This is a genomic window from Catenulispora acidiphila DSM 44928, from assembly GCF_000024025.1.
GTDB lineage: Bacteria > Actinomycetota > Actinomycetes > Streptomycetales > Catenulisporaceae > Catenulispora > Catenulispora acidiphila.
In genome coordinates this window covers 3054183-3073556 of sequence record NC_013131.1, presented here as the reverse complement: position 1 = coordinate 3073556, position 19374 = coordinate 3054183, and the positions used below count along the sequence as shown (strand labels likewise).

At 69.3% G+C, this 19374-nt stretch carries 14 protein-coding genes; 6 read left to right on the top strand and 8 right to left on the bottom strand.

Features of this window, described 5'->3' with window-relative positions; all coding sequences use genetic code 11:
• Positions 1-61: 61 nt before the first annotated feature.
• Both CACI_RS13355 and CACI_RS13350 read left to right on the top strand, forming a co-directional pair.
• Positions 62-1054 (top strand): carbohydrate ABC transporter permease, encoded by a 993-nt coding sequence (locus CACI_RS13355; RefSeq protein WP_012786888.1) that lies wholly within the window; start codon positions 62-64, stop codon positions 1052-1054.
• The gene (locus tag CACI_RS13350) at positions 1047-1916 is read left to right on the top strand and encodes a carbohydrate ABC transporter permease (protein WP_012786887.1); all 870 of its coding nucleotides are present in this window, start codon (positions 1047-1049) and stop codon (positions 1914-1916) included. The genes CACI_RS13355 and CACI_RS13350 overlap by 8 nt, the downstream gene beginning before the upstream one ends.
• Positions 1917-1925: 9 nt before the next feature.
• On the opposite strand, the gene CACI_RS13345 is transcribed toward CACI_RS13350, so the two are convergent.
• The 5 genes from CACI_RS13345 to CACI_RS13325 form a co-directional block, all read right to left on the bottom strand.
• Positions 1926-4268 (bottom strand): hypothetical protein, encoded by a 2343-nt coding sequence (locus tag CACI_RS13345; RefSeq protein WP_012786886.1) that lies wholly within the window; start codon positions 4266-4268, stop codon positions 1926-1928.
• A 245-nt stretch (positions 4269-4513) separates the two neighbouring features.
• Positions 4514-8473 (bottom strand): hypothetical protein, encoded by a 3960-nt coding sequence (locus CACI_RS13340; RefSeq protein WP_012786885.1) that lies wholly within the window; start codon positions 8471-8473, stop codon positions 4514-4516.
• Between the two features lie 170 nt (positions 8474-8643).
• Complete coding sequence (locus CACI_RS13335; protein WP_012786884.1) at positions 8644-8946, bottom strand: hypothetical protein; 303 nt, start codon at positions 8944-8946, stop codon at positions 8644-8646.
• A gap of 49 nt (positions 8947-8995) precedes the next feature.
• Entirely contained in the window at positions 8996-10597 is a 1602-nt protein-coding gene (locus tag CACI_RS13330; RefSeq protein WP_012786883.1) for a phospholipase D family protein, read from the bottom strand.
• A gap of 46 nt (positions 10598-10643) precedes the next feature.
• A complete protein-coding gene (locus CACI_RS13325) occupies positions 10644-11483 on the bottom strand; it encodes a DUF1206 domain-containing protein (RefSeq protein ID WP_012786882.1) in 840 nt (279 codons plus the stop codon).
• Positions 11484-11826: 343 nt separating this feature from the next.
• Between CACI_RS13325 and CACI_RS13320 the strand changes: the two genes are divergently transcribed.
• Entirely contained in the window at positions 11827-12627 is an 801-nt protein-coding gene (locus CACI_RS13320) for a hypothetical protein (protein ID WP_012786881.1), read from the top strand.
• Complete coding sequence (locus CACI_RS13315) at positions 12624-14288, top strand: protein kinase domain-containing protein (protein ID WP_049871565.1); 1665 nt, start codon at positions 12624-12626, stop codon at positions 14286-14288. Before CACI_RS13320 ends, CACI_RS13315 begins: the two co-directional genes overlap by 4 nt.
• A 119-nt stretch (positions 14289-14407) precedes the next feature.
• Here the strand turns inward: CACI_RS13315 and CACI_RS45480 are convergent, their stop codons facing one another.
• Together CACI_RS45480 and CACI_RS13305 are read right to left on the bottom strand one after the other, a co-directional pair.
• On the bottom strand, positions 14408-16909 hold the full coding sequence (locus CACI_RS45480; RefSeq protein ID WP_143765223.1) for an NlpC/P60 family protein: 2502 nt from the start codon (positions 16907-16909) through the stop codon (positions 14408-14410).
• Between the two features lie 60 nt (positions 16910-16969).
• Positions 16970-17362 carry a winged helix-turn-helix transcriptional regulator gene (locus tag CACI_RS13305; protein WP_012786878.1) on the bottom strand — a complete coding sequence of 131 codons (393 nt, stop codon included), beginning with the start codon at positions 17360-17362 and terminating at the stop codon, positions 16970-16972.
• Positions 17363-17454: 92 nt separating this feature from the next.
• Here CACI_RS13305 and CACI_RS13300 point away from each other — a divergent pair, with 92 nt between their 5' ends.
• On the top strand, positions 17455-18291 hold the full coding sequence (locus CACI_RS13300) for an alpha/beta fold hydrolase (protein ID WP_012786877.1): 837 nt from the start codon (positions 17455-17457) through the stop codon (positions 18289-18291).
• A gap of 46 nt (positions 18292-18337) precedes the next feature.
• Here CACI_RS13300 and CACI_RS13295 read toward each other — a convergent pair whose 3' ends face one another.
• Positions 18338-18631, bottom strand: coding sequence for a DUF1330 domain-containing protein (locus tag CACI_RS13295; protein WP_012786876.1), 294 nt, complete (start codon positions 18629-18631; stop codon positions 18338-18340).
• Positions 18632-18940: 309 nt separating this feature from the next.
• Here CACI_RS13295 and CACI_RS13290 point away from each other — a divergent pair, with 309 nt between their 5' ends.
• Positions 18941-19369 carry an ester cyclase gene (locus CACI_RS13290; RefSeq protein ID WP_012786875.1) on the top strand — a complete coding sequence of 143 codons (429 nt, stop codon included), beginning with the start codon at positions 18941-18943 and terminating at the stop codon, positions 19367-19369.
• The last annotated feature ends 5 nt before the right edge of the window (positions 19370-19374 follow it).

The window sequence follows — 19374 nt, the reverse complement described above, 5'->3', positions numbered from 1 at the left end:
GGACGGACGGGATCCGGCCCGCCTCCTCCCACATGCCCGACTCCTGAAAGGAATGCTCCGCATGGTTGCCGCCCCCGACGTCACCCGGCCGCCGCACCGATCGAAACCCCCCGCGGCCAAGGCGCGCCGCCGGCTGTCGTGGGCCAACCTGCGCCGGGGCGGCCTGCCGTATCTGTTCCTGCTTCCGGCGGTCTGCTTCGAACTGCTGGTCCACGTCATCCCGATGCTCGTCGGGATCTGGATCAGCTTCAAGCAGCTCACCCAGTTCTTCATCCGCGACTGGAGCGCCGCCCCGGGCGCGGGACTGCGGAACTACCGCATCGCGCTGAACTTCGACAACGCCGTCGGCAAGCAGCTGCTGCACTCCTTTTTCGTCACGCTGAGCTTCACCGTGCTCGTCGTCGCCCTGTCCTGGCTGCTCGGCAGCGGCGCGGCGGTCCTGATGCAGGACAGGTTCAAGGGCCGGGGACTGCTCCGCACCTACTTCCTGGTCCCGTACGCGCTCCCCGCCTACACCGCGGCCATCACCTGGGAGTTCATCTTCCAGAGGGACAACGGCCTGCTGAACCAGATCATCGTGCACGAACTGCACCTGACCAAGACCGCGCCGTTCTGGCTGATCGGGGACAACAGCTTCACCGCGCTGGTCATCACCGCCGTTTGGCGCACCTGGCCGTTCGCGTTCCTGGTCGTCACCGCCGGCATGCAGTCCATCCCCGGCGACCTGTACGAGGCGGCCGCGATCGACGGCGCCGGCGTCTGGCAGCGCATCCGCAAGATCACGATGCCCTCGCTGCGTCCGGTGAACCAGGTGCTGCTGCTGGTGCTGTTCCTGTGGAACTTCAACGACTTCAACACCCCGTTCGTCCTGTTCGGCAGCGTCCCACCGGCGCAGTCGAACCTGCTGTCCCTGCAGATCTACGACACGTCCTTCCAGAACTGGAACTTCGGCTCCGGTGCGGCGATGTCCGTGCTGCTGTTGCTGTTCCTGCTCCTCGTGACGGCCGTCTATCTAGTGGCCACCAACCGCCGAAAGAGCACGGAACATGTCTGACGCCGTCAAGCACCGCTCGCCGACAGCACCGCCCCGGTCCTTCATCTGGACCCGGCGCATCGCGCTGACACTGCTCGGACTGTTCACCGGCATCCCGCTGTGGGTGATGGTGTCCAGCTCCGTGAAATCGCTGGTCGAGGTCCAGAACGCGTTCCACTGGCTGCCCACACACCTGACGCTCAGCCCCTACATCGACATGTGGAGCACCGTCCCGCTCGGGCACTACTTCCTCAACAGCGCCATCGTCGCCTCCTGCTCGACGGCGGTCTCGGTGGTGATCGCCGTCTTCGCGGCCTACGCCGTGTCCCGCTACCGGTTCGCCGGCCGCAAGGTCTTCTCCGTCACGGTGTTGTCCACGCAGATGTTCCCCGGCATCCTGTTCCTGCTCCCGCTCTACCTCATCTTCGTGAACATCGGGAACAGCACCGGGATCCAGCTCTCCGACACCCGGCTCGGCCTCATCATCACCTTCCTGACCTTCACCCTGCCGTTCTCCATCTGGATGCTGGTCGGGTACTTCGACTCCATCCCCCGGGACCTGGACGAGGCCGCCTCCGTCGACGGATCCGGCCCGATCAGCACCCTGTTCAAGATCCTCGTCCCGGCAGCCCTCCCCGGCATCGTCACCGTCGCGGTGTACTCCTTCATGACAGCCTGGGGCGAAGTGCTGTTCGCATCAGTGATGACCGACGACTCCACCCGCACCCTGGCCGTGGGCCTGCGCGACTACGCCTCGCAGAACGACGTCTACTGGAACCAGATCATGGCGGCGTCCCTGGTCGTCAGCATCCCGGTGGTCGCCGGATTCCTGCTCATGCAGAAGTACCTCATCGCCGGGCTGACCGCCGGCGCGGTCAAGTAGCCGGATACCTCAGGGCGTCCGCGTCGTCGCCGCGCAGAACCGGAGCAGCTTCACGGCGGTCGCGAACTCGCGGGTGATGTACTGCGCCGCGAGGTGCGCGAGACGCTCGGCGACATCGCGGCGGGAGGTCGGCGCGGCGTGGTCGCGGATCTCGGTGGCGAGGGCTTCGAGTGTCAGGAGTCTGACGTCGAATTGCGCGTGGCCGACTACGGCGCCGGAGGTGTCGGACACCGGTGCGGCGAAGGCCTGGAAGCCGTGGGCGATGTCGCGGGGAAGGGGCAGGGTCATGCGGGCGCCGCCTGCGTCGGGGCTGATCGCGATCTCCAGTTCCCACAGCGATCCGTCGGGATCGGGCTCGGACCATTCGGGGAAGTAGGCGACGTCGTCGACGCTGTAGTACCACCGGTCGGCGGGTGAGCCCGGACGGATCGGCAGGCGGCGCGTGGTGGACAGGCCGCGGTAGCGGAGGGTGAGCTCGGCCTCGGCCTTCTTGGCGACCGGTCCGCGACGGAACAGCTCGACGCTGTAGAGGGTGAGCGCGAGGACGTCGGTGATGTCGGCCTCGGCCAGGTCGAACGAGCGCCACGGCAGGGCCAGCAGCGCCTGGAACTGCGGGGCGAACCGGGACGCGAACTGCTCGACCAAGACGCCCATGCGCCGGTCATAGCCCTCGGGAGCGGAGGCCAGCGACGTCGCGAAGGTCCGGACCGCTGCCGCGACCGCCTCCGCCATCGCCTCCGGTGAGGCAGAGCTCTGTGCTGGTGCGACGAGGACCGTCTCGGCCTCAGCCGCGGCACGCGGATCGGCCGTGAGCTCGTGCCCGATCACCGGCAGCATCGTCCGCGCCATGCTGTCCAGCCCGATCGTCAGCAGATCCTCGAAGGACTCCTCCGGAACGTCGGCCAGCGCGCCGAGTATCGCCGGACCGGCCTGCTCCAGCACCTGCAACACCACGGCCGTCGTCTCCGGCGCGGCGGCGAAGCGCGGGACCTCGGAGCTGACGAGCACCTGCACCGACTCATCGCCCGCGTAGTACTCGCTCCGGCCGTCGCCGCCGACCGCCAGGTACAGGTCGTACAGCGTCTCCGGCCGTTCCTCCGGCACGGTCCGCAGCGGTGGCGCGGCCCACGGGTCGGTCTTGCCGTCCGCCGTCCGCCGCAGCAACTCGGCGCCCTTCAGCGGCCGGATGCCGAACTGGCCCAGCGTCGGCACGCTGCGCGCCAACGACTCGGGGTCCGCCGCGGCGTACGCGGCGTCCCCGTCGGCCGTCACGAACGGATGCGACGGCGCGAAGGCGAACGAGGTCCCCTCGAAACGCTCCAGCACCCGGTCGCCCCGCAGCGGCTGCGGACGAAGGATCACGGCGCGCGGACCGGTCGGCGTGGCGACCTCGTCTCCGACGCCGACGTCCTCGATCGCCCGCAGCGCGCCGTCGGCCATGACGACCCGCGTGCCGGGCGCGAAGCACGACGAGCTCGGGACGTGCCGGTACCCCGTCCCGGGCTGCGAGAGCGCGGTGAACTCCAGCGAGTTGTCCTCGGAGATGCACGCGGGGTACATCGCCCCGGGGTAGACGTGGCACTTGGTCGCCAGCATCGGCCCGTTGGCGTCCCCGACGTCCTCGCCGCGCAGGTCGCCGCCGAACCACGGCGCGATCCGGTGCCAGGCGCCGGCCCGCAGCTCGGCCGGCACGGCGAGCCCCTGCTGCACGATCCGCGTGATCGCGCCGTCGATCTCGGCGACCGAGCAGCCCAGCGCGGTCAGCTTCGCGTAGTGGTTGAACAGCTCCCAGTCGCGGTCGGGCCAGAACCCGCCAGTCCACTGCGTCATCTTGGCGTTCACCCACGCCGCCGAGGTGATGCCTTCCAGGTAGTGGCCGCGAGCCGCGACCCGGGCGGGCTCGTCGCGGAACGCGGCGAGCGCCGTGCGGATCGGACTGTCGACGAGCTTCAGCAACTCGGCGTAGAACCGGTGGGAGTTCTGCCGGATGCGCGCCGAGTAGTTCCGCAGGTCCTCGTCGGCCTTCGCCACCAGGATCTGCGGCCGCAGCCGGCTCGTCACGTTCCCCATCTGCCGGCACAGCAGCGCGATCGAGGCCGTCTGGAAGAACCCGTCGTCCAGGCCGGTGTTCGGGCCGATGAGCCCTTCGTAGGGGCTGGTGCCGAGGTTCGGGAAGAAGATGGTCCGGAACGCCGGGCCGGTCCCGAACATCTGCGAGTAGTTGCCCGGCGTCAGCCGCTTGGCGTGCATGACGAGCACGCCGCGGGCCGCGGCGCCGACGGGGTTCACGCCCTCCGGCGGCAGCGCCGCGGCCAACGCCTCGACGTCGCGCGGGTTGAACGGTGAACTCATGGCAGCCTCCTGGCCCGATGCGGTGCACGGATGACACTTGATGACAACTGACGACACTTGACAACACAGACGACATAGATGACACGGATGACACGGATCTCGTGCCGGTGGATCCCGTCGGTCGGCACGGTCGGCACGACCGACAGGGTCCTGACGGCGGTGGCCGGCACCACCGTCAGGACTCTGCGAGACCGGGAGCGGGATCAGGATCGCCTCCTGCGAGCCCGGCCTGTCCCAAGCGGCCGTCAGGCGGCGGCCATGATCTCCTCGGAGGGCTCGACGACTTCCAGCGAGAATGTCGTCGCGGCCGAGCCGACGCCGTTCTTCACCGTGAGCGTGTACTCCTGCTTCGGGGCGGCCGGGATGTCGGCGCCCTTCCGCATCGAGATCGTGCCCTCGGCCTTGTCGAACTCCAGGCCCGTCGGCAGCGCCGGGGAGATCGACCACTCCTGCGGCACGCTGCCCGGGACCTGCAGACCGGGACCGGTGACCTCGTCGTGCGCGACGGTGAACCAGGAGACGTCGGTCATCGCGAGCTCGGTGGGCTTGGTGGCGACCATCTCCAGCCGGACGGTCGCCGCCTCGGCCGCGTCGGTCGTCGTCTTCCAGCCGGACGCGCCGTCGGCCGCCAGCCAGCGGACCTCCTTCTTGCTGTCGACGAAGAACACGCTGCGCAGCTTGAAGGGAGCCGACTTCAGCTCCTTCACGTCCGGCGTGGTGTCCTGGTAGGTGCCCTCGCCCTGGATGTCCGCGTACCACAGCAGCTTCGGCTCCGGCTCGGGCAGGTCGGAGGCGTAGTCCTGGGCCGCGATCGCGCCGGCGTCGTCGACGGCGAGGCTCATCAGGCACGGCTTGCCCTTGGTGTTCACGATCGGCGCGCCGAGCTGGGTGCGGCCGAACTCGTCGACGGACACGTAGAACGCGGTGTGCCCGGTGGCGTCGAACGGAGCCTGCGTGACCTTCCCGTCCGAGGCGATGCGCAGCGCGTGCGACTGGTCCGTGGTCGCGAACACCGCGATGCCCGCGCGCTGCGGCTCGCCGATCGGCTTGTAGATGCGGAACGTCTCGATGGCCGCCTTGTAGGGCATGTAGAGATCGCCCGCGCGCTCCTTGGCGAACTTCTCGACCGGCGTCTGCTGCGGCCGCGTCATCAACACGATCAGCAGGATCGCGCCGGCGACCAGGGCGAGGAAGCCGATGCCGGAGACGATCGAGAACATCGTGCTGACCAGCATCCCGCCGACGGCCAGCGCCGAGGTGCCGAGCGCCCAGGCGCCGATCACCGCGACCAGCTCCAGGCAGGCGGCCAGCAGGAACATCGCGTGCGCCGCCTTCTCCAACGGCTCGCCGCTGTGGTGCAGGTCGATCGAGGACATGACGATCCCGACGATCGCGAACGCCCCGGCCAGCGCGCGCGCCATGAACTGGGTCAGGTTCTTGCCGAACAGCCGGCGCGCGAAGGACTGGGAGGGCTTGGGCACCAGCGGCGCCGCCGCCGCGGCCTGCCGGTTCGCCCACCACTGCTTGAAGGTGATCCGCCCGGCCGGGACCTTCGGCCCGCCCTCCTGCAGCAGATAGCCGCGCAGCCCGTTGGTCGCGGTTGCCTGTGCCTTGGCCAGGAGCTTGGAGGAGAAGAACATCTTCGCGTTCTTCCAGAATCCCTTGGCCGGGTTCCAGACCTCGTGCAGCGCGACGCCGCGCTTGATGAGCGCGAGCGCGTTGAGAGCCAGGATGTTGGCTCCCGCCAGGGAGATGAACCCGATCTGCTCGTCGCTCAGCGAGTTCCAGTCGGCGGTCCCGTCGAGGAAGAAGCTCATCAAGGTCCCCATGGCGGCGAGCGCGCCGAGCCGGACGACCATCGCGGGCAGGCTGCCGAGCAGCTGCGCGCACTTGCTCGTGTACTGCGCCATCAGGAAGCCCCAGTTGAACAGGCCGTACCCGACCGCCGCCGTGGTCCGCAGGATCGCCAGCATCTTGCCGACGACGTCCTGCGACGCGTGCTCCTTCAGCAGCTTCGCGGCCTCGTCGAGCGCCGGGTCCTTGGAACCGAGGTACTTCTCGACGAACTTGTCGATGATCGCCTTCACCGCGAAGTTGAAGCCGCCGACGCCGCCCTCCAGGTCCGCCATCTGCGGCAGCAGCGTGCTCAGCTCGAAGAGCTGGAGCATGTAGGCGTACTCCTGGGCGATGACGCCGGAGGTGTCCAGCACGGTCAGGGTCGCGACCGTGCGCTGCACGCGCTGGCTGAACTCCGAGCCGTCGACCTCGCCGCCGAGCTTGATGAACGACTCCAGCATGTTCATGTAGCTGGGCCGCGAGGCGCCGATGTAGACGGCGAACGCCCAGAACTGGTCGTGCTTCTTGGCGTGGTCGCCGATCGTCCGGATCGACTTCTCCAGCTCCGCCAGCTGCTCGGGCGTGCCGACGTTGGCCTCCCGTGCCTCCTTGAGCCAGGCCTCGGTCGTGGCGTCGATGTCGCCGGCGTACTTCACCGAGTTGGCCTTCTGGTCGGCCAGGTACCAGCCGAGGTGCTTGTTGGCCGGGCGCTCGCTCCAGCGGTTCGCGTACAGCAGCGGCGCCTGGGCGTCCATGACGTCGCTGCCGCTGGTGGTCTGCGAGAGCCACTGCTCGGCGCGGATCGTGTTCAGCGTCTTGGCCGCCGGGTCGTCGCTGTACTTGCCGACGCAGGTCGCGGTGTAGGCGACGCTGAGCGACTTGAACCACGGGAACGGGTCGGTGCCCTTTTTGCCCTTGGTCTTGGCGATGTCCCGCAGCGTCTGGTCCAGGGCCGGCGGGTCGCGGTGGAAGAAGGTCGAGCGCAGTTCCGGGTCCATGTAGTTCTGGAGGATCTTGTAGAAGTCCTCCATGGAGTCCTCTTGGACCTTGTCGTAGTACTCGTCCTTCTCGTTGCGCGTGAACTGGCTCATGGCCATCAGTTCGCTGAGATCGTGGGTCGCGCCCGGGCCGGGGTTCGCCAGCGCCACCGCGTGCCGCAGCGAGGCGGCCAGACCGGTGACGGCGATCCGGGACACGAGGTCCAGAGCCTGGTCCGGGTGCACACGCTCGCCGGTCGCGCCGAACGAGGAGTGCAGGACGCGCCCGCCGTCGGGGGAGAACGCCAGCCGGCCCTCGGTCGGGATCCCGGCCTGGTCCGCCGCGACCTTGTCCAGCCCGCTCCAGACCAGCACGTCGCCGTCGATCTCGGTGTGCGCGGCGGCCACGGAGCCGGCGTACAGCCGGCCGGCGTGGACCGCGACGATCCGCACAGCGCCATGCCCGGCGTCCCCGAGGTGGTAGAGCCCGGCGATCCCGCGTCCGGTCCAGACGCCGATGGCGCCGTACACCAGCGGGTTGGTGCTGCCGGGGGGATCGACGACCAGACCGCCGGTGAAGTCGGCGGCGAACTCGCTGAGCGTGCAGGAGAACCGGTACGGGAACAGCTCGGTCCCCGTGCCCGACGGCGGCTTGTAGTCGGAGAGCAGGCCGAAGTTGATGCGCCGCTGCTTGTTCAGGTAGCCGCCGTACGTCTCGGGGACCGGCTCCCAGCTGCGGCCGGTCTTCGGGTTGTCGAACTTCGCGAGGAAGGTGTACAGCTTCTCGTCGCCGATGACCTCCTCGCCGTTGATCCCGTAGGTGAATCCGAGCTCGTAGTCGGTGCTCCACTCCGCGTTCTTCCAGCGGTCAGTGGTGGTGTCCCAGGTGATGGACCGGTCCGCCGCCAGGTACGCGGCGCCCTTGGCGACCTTCATCTTGTAGCGCTGCGGATCGACGTGGTACTCCACCGCGACGGACTGGCCGTCGACGGAGACGGTGCCGTACGCGCGCAGCCGGTTGTGCGTCATCGACAGGTGGCCGCTGATCTTGTGCTCGCCGTCGGAGGTGAGGAAGCTGAGCTCCCGGTGCACGGGGTTCCACGTCATGCCGACCGAGGGCACCGGATGCGGCCCGACGAAGAGGTGGTCACGCTTCGGGTCGCGCAGGTCGGGCGTGACGAGCGTCAGCGTCTCCGGTACGAGCGCCAGGGCCTTCTCGCCCTTCTCGGTGTCGCTGATCGCGTCCGCCTGCTTGAGGCGGAAGGTCCGGGCGTCGGGATACAGCATCGCGATCTGTTGGTCCCGGTCCGCCTGGACCGCTTTGCGGGCGGCGCGGGTGTCGCGTGTGTAGCTGTCCATGACGTGCTGGAACTCATCATCGATGGCGCTCATTAAGCAGATCCCCCCTAGGATCCGACGCGCCCCGCGCGGCTGCGCGGGGCGTCTCCTAAGAAAGAGTCGGTGAGGCAGTGGCCTGATACACCTTCGTTGCTCAGCGCATCGCATTGGAGGGATACCACTGAGGGAAGGACGATGCGCGGGCAGCCCTCCGCCCCGCCCCGTCACGCCGGCTCAGGATCCTGATTCGCCGCCGGAAAGACGGTGATCCGCAGGTCCGGCCGGTGGGTCTCCGAGCGCAGCCCCGCCCGGCTGATCCGGCTCTCGAGCAATCTCCGCGGCCGGCGGAAACTGAGGCCCTCCCCGGTGATGACGACGGTTCCCGCAGCACCGTCGATGGCGGCTGCGAGGTCGAGATCCATGCCATAGCAAAGGTATTCGAGCTGAACGCGGGCGATTTCGTCTTCGATGACGGCGGCCAGATGCTGAAGCGGCTCGGGGCTCACCCCCTCATCGTAGTCGAACATTTGAGCGATGAGGGGGGATTAAAGGCCTGCCTCAAGGTGCGAACGCTCCTCAGAAACTCCCGCTGCGACGCAGGGCACGGGGACGTCCGTCCGGGTCGAACAGGGTGCGGTAGACCGGGGTGGCCCACAGGGTGGTTGTTCGAGACTGGGGAGCTGCCTCGTAGGGGCGGATGCGGCCGGGGGGTCTGGCGGTGGTGCGGTTGGAGGAGTGCCAGTCGCGGAGTTCGGCGGCCGCGTGGGCGAAGGCCTGGAACGCCGATGTGGGATCCCAGAGGTCGGCGTCGTCGCCATCGGCACGGTCCAGGTGCTCGCGGGCCAGGCGCAGGCGGAGGTCTCGGGCGAAGCGCCGGGGGAAGTCGCCGGCTCGGCCGACGTCCTGCGGCTCGCGGGGGTCGCGGGTATGGTCCAGGACCGCGCAGCTCAGCTCGGAATCGTGGGACCAGGAACGCAGATTGAGGTTGTCCGAGCCGATCGCCGCCCACACGTCGTCGATCACGGTGATCTTGGCGTGGACGTAAACCGGGGTGCCGGCGTGGTTCTCGATGCCGTAGACGGCGAAGCGGTCGCCTCCGGCGGCGCGCAGCATGTCCAGCACCTGGTTGCGGCCTGCCAGCATGGCGGATTGGGCGACGCGGCCCTGCTCAGCCGGATGGTGCGGCACGACGGCGATCATATGAAGGCCCTGATTGGCGGCCAGCGCCTCAGCGAAGGGGACAGCGACTTCGCGGGACCAGAGGTACTGGTCCTCCAGGTAAATCAGCTTCCTGGCTTGGCTGAGCACCTTCAGATAGCTGCGCGCGACGCTGCGCTCGCCCTCGGGAGCGAAGGGGTAGCCGGCCGTGCGCTTGGGATAGGTGCGCAGCAGTTCCACCGCGTGCGGGCCGCAGGATTGCGGGGGCGGGAGCGGCGCGGGAAGCGGTGTCTGTTTGGTTTCCTCGCGGCTCAGCAGGGCTCGGGCCCGGTGCAGGGGATTGCGCGTCACCGGTGCCGGGTCCTCCCAGCGCTCGCGGAAGACGCGCTCGGCGTCGGCGACCGCCGGACCGTGGATCATCGCCTGCGCGTCGTGCCAGGGCGGGCGCTTGCCGTAGACATCGGCCATCTCGACGGTCTGCGGGTCCCCCTCGTGCCGGGCGTCGTCGCGGCGGCCGTGAGACAGATCGATGCCCCCGATGAAGGCGACATCGGCCTCGGGACGTCCGGCGTGGCGCAAGACGACGAACTTCTGGTGGTGGGAGCCGCCCGGCCGCACGCGCGTGTCGAGCAGGCAACGGCCGCCTGCGGCCTCCACCTCCTGGCTCAGATGACGGTTCTCCGTCTCGCTGAAGCGCATCCGGTCGACGTGCGACCGCCATACCAGACCCCTGACGTGCACGCCGCGGCGAGCCGCCGAGCTCAGCAGGCTGCCGACGGTCGTGCCCTCATCGTCCACGGTCTCGTCGCCGTCGCCCCGCCAGTCGGTGAACAACAGCAGGTCGCCGGCGCGCATGTCGCGCACCGCGGCGGACAGCGCGGCGAAGTACTCCGCGCCGTGGATCAACGGCTCGACGAGGTTTCCCTCCGACCACGCCGCCTGCGCCGCGTGCTCGTCGTCCACCCTGGTGGCGGGGTTGCCCCGCTCATGACGCGTGATCAACCACGTTCGCGGGTCCATGCCGCCTCCTACCGGGGTGGTGTCCAAGTCTGCGTCTGCCGACCGTTCACAGGTCGCGGTGCCAGCGCGCCTCGCACATGGAGAACAGGCCGAACACCACGAGTCCGACCGCCACGGCGATCAACAGCGCCGGTCCCACCGCGGTGTGCGCGAAGGAGCGCAGCACCGCGTCGGTGCCCTTGGCCTCGTTCGGCTTGTAGGACAGCCCCGCGTCGATCATGAAGCCGCCGAGCGCTCCGAACAGCAGCCCGCGGGCGATGTTCCCCACCGTGCCGAGCCAGGTGACGACGGTACGAGCGCGACGGCTCATGCTCGCGGTGCGCAGATCCTTCAAGAACCGGTGGGTGAGCCCGTTCCACAGCATGTAAAGGCCGATCGCGGCGATGACCAGCCCGACGACGACCACCAGAACGCGGCCTCCGGAGTGCGTCATGGCCTGCGCGGTGAAGTCCCGCGACTGCTGTCCGCTGTTCTTCGGAAGCCCAGAACCCTGCGCGTAGTGCAGCGTCCCCACGAAGAACACCGCATAGATCAGGCCGCGCGCGAACGACTGCGCCTCCTCACCGTGCTGGCGACTGTGCCGGCGAATACCGAAAAACACCTGGGCGAACCGCCAAAGCGCCATAGCGGCCAACCCGACGGTCAAGGCCCACAACAGAGGCTTGCCGTAGGACTGGCCGGCGATGAACTGCAGCGCGCCGACCCGGTCGGCCTGGGGTGCGGCCTTCCCCGTGGCGATTGCCAAGGCGAGCAGTCCGATGAGGAAATAGATGACCCCGCGTGCGACGAATCCCACCCGGGCAAGCGCGTTCAACCAATGGGCCGCAGACGCCTCTGTCCGCGATCGAGCAGAGCGCCGCCGGCCAGCCATGCTGTTCATTGCCATCGCTCACGCCTCCAAGTCGCAACCGGCACCGGCCCGACATCCGGCCGTCAGCAGTGAGCCAAGGCCCGATGTGCTGCCGTTTCGAGCGGCAGCCGCACTGGTGCCGCACCCGGCTACCCCAAGGCGGGCGGGCAAAACATCGGCGGGCTGGTCGACGGATCGGTGTGACCGCGGCACCGGTCCGCGGCATCAGGGCTCGAAGGTCCTGCGCAGCAGCACGGAGCGGGATGAGGTCGCCTTTGCCCGGCCGACCCGACGGGACATAAGGTCGTGAGGTATCTCGAACGGGCATCCACCTCCACCGGGGGACGTGGAGCCTGGAGCCACCTCTGAGAGACCTTTCATGGACACTGTGATCGTCCAGCCCTCCGACCCGCGTACGCGCCCGCCGGGCTTGCTGCGCCTGGGACCCGGCGATGTGCTGACTTTCGGCCGGGGCGCGCCGAACGCACCGGTCGGCCTGGAACTCGCCGGGGACGGTGTGTCCCGGCGGGCCGGGGAACTGGCCGCCGTGGACGACCACTGGCGGATCTCCAACTTCAGCCGCACCACCACCTACGTCGTGGAGAATCTGGAAGGTGCCGGGGAGCACGTCAAGGTGGCGCCGGGCCGGATCGGGGCGCCCATTCCGTTCGAGATCTCCCGTGTGGTGCTCCCGGTGGCCGACGGTTTCGTGGGCTTCACGGTCTACGCACCTCAACATTCGTACTCGGATTCGTACTCGGATCTGACCGGATCAGAGGCGACCGGGACCGCGGCTGGGACCGGGGCGCGGGCGCCGGGTGCCGGCGAGCGCACCGTGCTGCCGTTCTCCCTCGATCCGACGGCGAAGTACTTCTTGGTACTGCTGGCTTTGTGCGAACCGCGGCTGCGCGAGGCCTCCGCGGTCGCCATACCGAACGCCGGGGACGTCGTGGAGCGGCTGCGGCCGCTGCCCTCCTGCGCGGACCTGACCAAGTCGGCGGTCAACTACCACATCGACTATCTGGCCACGACGAAACTGCGGGTCCGGGAGCGGGAGGGGACCGACGGCGCGGCGCGCATGGACTGGAAACGCGAGGCGATCGTCGCGCTGGCGCTGCGCTTCGACCTGGTGCGGGACGAGCACCTCCGGATGCTGCCGGCCCGGCGGGCCGGACAGTGACCGTGGACGGCGCCGGGAACACCGGCGAGCCGGCCGCCGGGGCGGGGGCGAGGCCCGTCGAGGTGCCGGACGGCTTCGTCGTCGGCCGCTGGCGGGTCACCGGGTATCTGGGCTCGGGCAGCTGGGGCAGCGTCTATCTCGGGGAAGCAGTCGGGGACGCGGCCGTGGACGGCGATCCGGCCGAGGTGGCCCTGAAGTTCCTGCCGCCCTCGGTCGGCACCCCGGGGCGGCGCGCCCTGCTCGCCGAGGTCGTGGACCGCGAGCGCCGGTTCAGCGAGAGCATCGAGCATCCCGCGCTGATCCGCACGGTGGCCGTGGAGACCGCCGAGTCCGGCGACGCCGCCGTCGACGGCGCGACGGTGCTGGTCATGGAACGCGGCGTCAGCAACGTCAGACAGCTGCTTCAGAACGGTGCGGACCTCGGCGACGGGGAGCGGATCCTGGCGGAGGTCTGTTCGGCCCTGGCTTTCATGCACGACGCCGGCTGGGTGCACGGCGACGTGAAGCCCGGCAACGTGCTGTTGATGGCCGACGGCAGCGCGCGCCTGGCCGACTTCGGCGTCACGACGGAACTCGACGGCACGCACGCCTACGCGCCGCGGATCGGCTCCTCGGACTACCTTCCGCCGGAATGGTGGTCCGAGCAGGTCGGGGAACAGGGCATCGCGCTGCGTCCGACCGCGGACATCTGGGCCTTCGGAATCCTGACCCACCAGGTGCTCGCCGGCGGGCGTCACCCCTTCGCCGGCGCCTCACCGCACGCCCGGGCGATGAGCGCGCAGGCCTACGCCCACACCGGCGAAGGCCTGCTCCTGGACGAGCGGATCGCAGAACCCTGGCGGTCGCTGATCAGGGACTGTCTCGCGCCCGATCACGCCCGGCGCGGCGCCGTCACGGCGCGGAGTCTGGCCGAGCGGATCGGCCGCGCCGGTGGCAGTGGGCACGGTGATCGCAGTGCGCACAGTGAGCACAGCGAGCACGGGACGGCGCAGCCGACAGGGCCTTCCACGCGTCGCAGAGTCCTGATTCCAGCGGTCGCGGTGGCGGCGGTCGTCGCGATCGTCGCGGTCGCGGCGACGGTCCTCGTTCTCAAGAACGGCTCGCAGGGGAAGACCGCCGCTTCCTCGCCGCACACCGGCACGGTCACCGGGCCGGCCGCCGCACCGGCCACCGGCGCAGCGGGCAGTCCCCGGTCCGCTCCGGCGCTCACCCGAGGCGAACTGCGCCCCGACGCCGCGGTCCCCGCCGAATACCGCGACGTCATCAGCCGCGCGGCCCACGCCTGCCCGACGCCGGAAGTCACGCCGGCCATGGTCGCGGCCGTGCTGAAAGTGGAGAGCGGCTTCGACCCGAAGTTCTCCAGCCCGGCGACCGACTCCTACGGCATCGCCGGCTGGACTCCGCGGGTCTTCACCGCCTGGGCTCCCGGTCCGCGGGCCGACTACATGAACCCCGACGACGCCATCATGGCTGCCGGCCAGTACCTGTGCTGGCTGGACGAGGAGTTCATCAAGGAGCACCCGCCGGGCGACCTGGCCGCGCTCACCGTCGCCGCGTACGACACCAGCACCAAGGCGGTGAGCCAGGCCAACGGAGTGCCGCCGAACGCCGTCGAGTTCACCAACTCCGTGCTCGAATACGCTCGGGAATACGCAGGCTGATAAAGCGAAAGACCGGAGGGGTCCTGCCCCCGTGGCAGGACCCCTCCGGCGACTTCGGGCCAGTCAGCTGATCGGCTGACCGGCTGACCGGCTGGCCGGCTGATCGACGGGTCAGCGCGTCAACTGGCGTGCGGCGGTGCCGTGCATTCCGGGATGCCGTCCAGCCACGCCGTGCCCTTGATGTAGATGTTGCTGATCCAGCCGTTGTAGTCCGGCAGGTAGGACCATCCGTCGTTGGTGTAGCCCTGGTCGGTGACCGGAGTCCCGTGCCACTGGCACTTGATGGCGACCGTCGTCGGCGCTGGGATCGTGGTGACCACCGCCGAGGACGTCGTCGTGTCCTGCCGCACGTTGATGTTCGTCGCCCACACCTGCCGCTGGTTCGGCGAGTTCTGCGATCCGCCGCCGGTCCCGCCCTCGCAGGTGGGGACGTCGGCCAGCCAGGGGTCCCCGGTCACGTAGATGTTGGAGATCCAGGCGTTGCTGTCCGGCAGGTGCGACCAGGCGTCGTTGGTGTAGCCCTCGGCGGTGGTCGACTGGCCGTGGGTCTGGCAGTCGATCCGCACCGAGGTGGGACCCGGCAGGACGGCCGCGACCCCGGACCCGGCGGACGGACCGGTGTGCAGGTTGACGTTCGTCCCCCAGGTCGTGTGGTTCGCTCCCCCGCTCGCGGCGCCGCCGTCGCAGGTCGGAACGCCGTCCAGCCAGGCCGCGCCCTTCATGTAGATGTTGGAGACGTAGCCGTTGTAGTCCGGCAGGAACGACCAGGCGTCGTTGGTGAGGCCCTCGGCGGTCACCGGCTCGGCGTGCTCCTGGCACTTGACGGTCACCGACGTGGGACCCGGCAGGGTGGAGACGACCGGCGAGCCGACCGCCGCGATCGAGTGCACGTTGACGTTCGCGCCCCAGGTCGACTGCGATCCGGTCGAGGGCCCTGTCCCGTCGCACGCCGGGATTCCCGGCAACCAGGCCGGCCCTTGCACGTAGATGTTGGAGACCCAGCTCCCGCCGAGGTCCGGCAGGTGCGACCACACGTCGTTGGTGTAGCCCTCGGCGGTCACGGCCTCGGCGTGCTCCTGGCAGTCGATCCGGATGCCGGTCGGCCCGGGCAGCGTGGTGTAGACCGGGGAACCGACGGAGGCCGAGGAGTGGGTCCGGACACCGGTCCCCCACGTGGAGTTGGGACCGCCGCCGCCTCCGGCGCCGCTGACCCGGATCGCGCCGACGTAGTCGGTGTGGCTGAACAGGTCCGAGACCCGGATCAGCTCGTTGGACTGCCGCGCTTCGACGATCTTGCCGGCGCCCAGGTACAGCGCGGTGTGGTGGGCGTAGCCCGGGCTGCCGAAGAACACGATGTCACCCGGCATGAGACCGAGGATGCCCTGGTTCGGGTCGATGCGCACCGACCACGGCGCCTTGAAGTTCCCATCGGCGGTCCGGTCGCCGATGATGTCGTAGCCCGCTGCGACGTAGTACACGTAGCGCATGAAGCCGGAGCAGTCGAAGCCCTTGTGGATCGGGTCGTTGGCGCTGCGAATCGGATCCGAGGGGTCGACCGTGCCGTAGGTGGCCTGCGGCGGATTCACCGAGTGGCCGCCGCCCCAGGTGTACCAGGTGCCCTGGGTCTGCACGTCGCACGCGGCCCGGATGGCCGCCGCACCGAGGGAGTCGGTGTCGCCGTGCTGTGTGCACGAGTAGTCGTTGGGGTCCGGCGGGCTAATGATGGGCCCCAGCGCGGTGGACACCATCTTGGTGGCGACGGCCGTGGCGGTGGCCAGTCCCGCGCCGTCGCGATACGAGGTGTGGCTGCCGTCGCCCAGGCTCTGCCCGAACAGGGTCAGGAAGTCGTTCGGGTTCGGCGCCCCGGGCCGGTTGCACACCATGTCGTCGGTCCGGCAGACGTCGAAGTACCGCCGGTCCGTCAGCCCTCGGGAGAACATCTGCGGCACGGCGATGCGGCCCATCAGGCCGCCGTCAGCGGCCGCGGGCGAGGCGGGCGACCAGTTCTTGTCGACCGTCTTCATGTCACCGGGATCGGTGAAGCCGCTCGTGTTGTTGTAGCGCGTCGGATCGGCGATGTTCACCACACCGTTGATCACGTACTGGGCCGACTGGAGCCCGGGATCGGCCAGCGCCTTCTTGACCACCTGCGCACCCTGCGAGTACCCCACGAGCACCAGCTTGGTGCCGCCCCCGCAGTTGTCGGAGTACCAGCGCACCTCCTTCACCAGTTCGGCCCGGCCGGCCTCGACCGAGTCGAAGTACCCGGTGAGCAGGTTCGGCAAGCCGGGACCGGCCGGATAGGGCAGGTTCCGGATGTCGACCGTCGCGTTCGGCACCGGGTAGTAGTTGCCGTCCGGGGTGCGCTGACCGATCTTGTGATCGGCCAAGGCGTTGGTGATCGCCTTGATGTAGGTCTCGTTGACGCCGGTGCTCCCGTACGGGTGCCCGGAGTCTGTGTACTCGTTGGTGCCGTACGCGGAGAGGATCACCCACGGCTTACAGGACATGGCAGCCTGCGGCTCCGGCCACGCGGCGTGCGCGGCGGACGGGGCGGCCAGGCCCGCGGTGGCCATCGCCGCGATCGCCAGCCAGCGTGCCAACCTTCTGATACGTATCACGTCGCCAGGTTAGGAAGGTCTGACGCGTGGCAGTACCTGAGAGCTCTCAGGGTCGGCGGTCTAGCCCGCGGCGTCCGCATCCCGATTCGCGCGGTCGATTTCGGCCATGTGCTCCTCAGCCCAGGCTCGCAGTACGGCCAATGGTCCATCCAGCGACAGACCGAGCGGGGTCAGGCTGTAGTGCACGCGCGGCGGGACCGTCGGCTCGACGCGCCGCTGGGCGAGCCCGTCGCGGACCAGGGCGCGTAGCGTCGTGGCGAGCATCTTCTGCGAGACGCCGGGCATCCTGCGGCGCAGCTCTGCGAACCGGATCTCCTGCGGTGCGGCCTCGGCGAGCAGCTTCACGGCCATCGACGTCCACTTCGAGCCGACGCGGTCCAGCAGCGCGCGCGTCGGGCACGCCGGATCGAACAGGTCGCCGCGTGTGTTGTCGGACAGGGCGGTCACTTCCACCTCACCACCTGACGCGGAAGTGCCGTCTTGGCCACTCGCCGTCGGTTTCCTAGGGTTACCAGGTATCCAATGGTAACCACTTGGGAGAAACCATGCCCGCAGCTGTCGATCTGCTCCGCGTACCCGTCAACGGGATAGAGGTGAACGTCGCCGTCTGCGGAACGGGCCCGGAAGTGTTACTGCTGCACGGATTCCCGCACACCTGGCAGCTTTGGAGCTCGGTCATGGGACCGCTGTCCGACCAGTACCGGGTCATCGCCCCAGACCTGCGCGGCCTCGGCGCCACCACCCGCGCCGCCGACGGCTACGACGCCGAAAACCTCGCCGCCGACGCCGAAGGGCTGCTGGCCGCCCTGAACGTGGACTCCGCCGCGGTCGTCGGCATCGACGCCGGCACACCTCCGGCGTTCCTGCTGGCGATGCGCCGGCCCGACCTTGTCCGCCGCCTGGTCCTCATGGAGGCGTTCCTGGGCCGCCTACCCGGCGCGGAAGACTTCCTCCCCGCCGGGCCGCCGTGGTGGTTCGGCTTCCACGCCGTACCGGGACTGGCCGAACAGGTGCTGGCCGGTCACGAGCCCGAATACGTGGACTGGTTCCTGACGGCCGGGACCCAGGGCCGTGGCATCCCCGCCGAGGTCCGCGATGCGTTCGTCGCCGCGTACACCGGGACCGAGTCCCTGCGCTGCGCCTTCGAGCACTACCGCGCCATGCCCGCCACCGCACGCCAAATCCAGGCCGCCACGCTCGCCGGCCGCCTGTCCGTCCCCACGCTCGCGGTCGGCGCGCACCCGGTGGGCCCGGCGCTGTATCACCAACTGCGGCAGGTCTGCGACGACGTCACCCGACTCGACATCGCAGAGTGCGGACACATCATCCCGCTGGACCGGCCCGCAGCCCTGCTCACCGCGCTGACCGACTTCCTGCCCTAACGGACCTGGCAGACTGACGAACTGATAGACCTGGCAGATTTGATGATCAGTCGAGGCCTTCGACGATACGGAAGTCACGTTCGACACCGTCGCCCAAAGCAGCCAGCGCCTCCTGGTAGGCCTCGCTCTCGTGCGCCGCGACAGCCTGGTCAAAGCTGTCGAACTCGATCAGGACGGTGCGCTCGGCGATCCCGGCGTCGTGGGCGACGGTCCGACCGCCACGGACCAGGGTCCGCCCGCCCCCGGCCCGGACGGCCGGACCGGCGAGTTCGTTGTAGGCAGCCAGTTTCTCAGGGTCCGAGATGGTGCGGTAGGCGCTGACCCAGTAGCCCTTGGCCATGGAAACCTCCAGTGAGATGTCGTGATCGGGATCATGTTCGGGCAGTCGTCCGGACTGCGCAAACTCGGGCGGGCGTCGGCGAGCGCCACCGCCGTGACGAGGTGACGGCTCCACAGCTTCGTCTGGCTGGCGAGAAACATGACGAGGAACAGTCCGCCCGCGAGCATGAGCGCTCCCGCCACGTCCACGCGGGCGGAGCGGCCTTCGGGCGCCGCGGGCATCGCGCGCCGCCCCTCCCACACGCGCGAGCTGTGACAACCCCAGACATTTGGGGTAGCGGCGCCCCTCACCCCGGCGAAGACTGAAGTCATGGACACCATCGAAAAGAACAAACAGACCGTGATCGCGTTCATCCAAGCGATGTTCACCCAGGGCGACCTCAGTGCCGCCGACACCTACCTGGCCGCCGACTTCGTCGACCACGACCCGCCGCTGGGCTTCGGCGGTCGCGACGGCTTGCGCGACGCCGCCGCGACGTTCCGCGTCGCCTTCCCCGACTGGCACTCCGACCTGATGTTCCTGGTCGCCGAGAACGACCTGGTCGTCGAGCAGTTCGTCGCCTCCGGAACCCATCAGGGCGAGGTGATGGGCGTTCCCGGCGACGGCCGCACCGTCACGCTGCCGGGCATCAACATCTTCCGGCTCCGCGACGGCCGGATCGTGGAGCGCTGGGGGCGGCTGGACGAGCTCGGGCTGCTCCGCCAGCTAGGACTCGTGCCCACCCCCGTAGAGGCGTAGCGTCG

Excerpts from the sequence above, each read along its gene's own strand:
- CACI_RS13345 (WP_012786886.1), bottom strand. The coding sequence starts at position 4,268 with ATGAGTTCACCGTTCAACCCGCGCGACGTCGAGGCGTTGGCCGCGGCG.
- CACI_RS13295 (WP_012786876.1), bottom strand. The coding sequence starts at position 18,631 with ATGGCCAAGGGCTACTGGGTCAGCGCCTACCGCACCATCTCGGACCCT.
- CACI_RS13290 (WP_012786875.1), top strand. The coding sequence starts at position 18,941 with ATGGACACCATCGAAAAGAACAAACAGACCGTGATCGCGTTCATCCAA.
- CACI_RS13300 (WP_012786877.1), top strand. The coding sequence starts at position 17,455 with ATGCCCGCAGCTGTCGATCTGCTCCGCGTACCCGTCAACGGGATAGAG.
- CACI_RS13340 (WP_012786885.1), bottom strand. The coding sequence starts at position 8,473 with ATGAGCGCCATCGATGATGAGTTCCAGCACGTCATGGACAGCTACACA.
- CACI_RS13355 (WP_012786888.1), top strand. The coding sequence starts at position 62 with ATGGTTGCCGCCCCCGACGTCACCCGGCCGCCGCACCGATCGAAACCC.
- CACI_RS13335 (WP_012786884.1), bottom strand. The coding sequence starts at position 8,946 with ATGTTCGACTACGATGAGGGGGTGAGCCCCGAGCCGCTTCAGCATCTG.
- CACI_RS13330 (WP_012786883.1), bottom strand. The coding sequence starts at position 10,597 with ATGGACCCGCGAACGTGGTTGATCACGCGTCATGAGCGGGGCAACCCC.
- CACI_RS13325 (WP_012786882.1), bottom strand. The coding sequence starts at position 11,483 with ATGGCAATGAACAGCATGGCTGGCCGGCGGCGCTCTGCTCGATCGCGG.
- CACI_RS13320 (WP_012786881.1), top strand. The coding sequence starts at position 11,827 with ATGGACACTGTGATCGTCCAGCCCTCCGACCCGCGTACGCGCCCGCCG.
- CACI_RS13350 (WP_012786887.1), top strand. The coding sequence starts at position 1,047 with ATGTCTGACGCCGTCAAGCACCGCTCGCCGACAGCACCGCCCCGGTCC.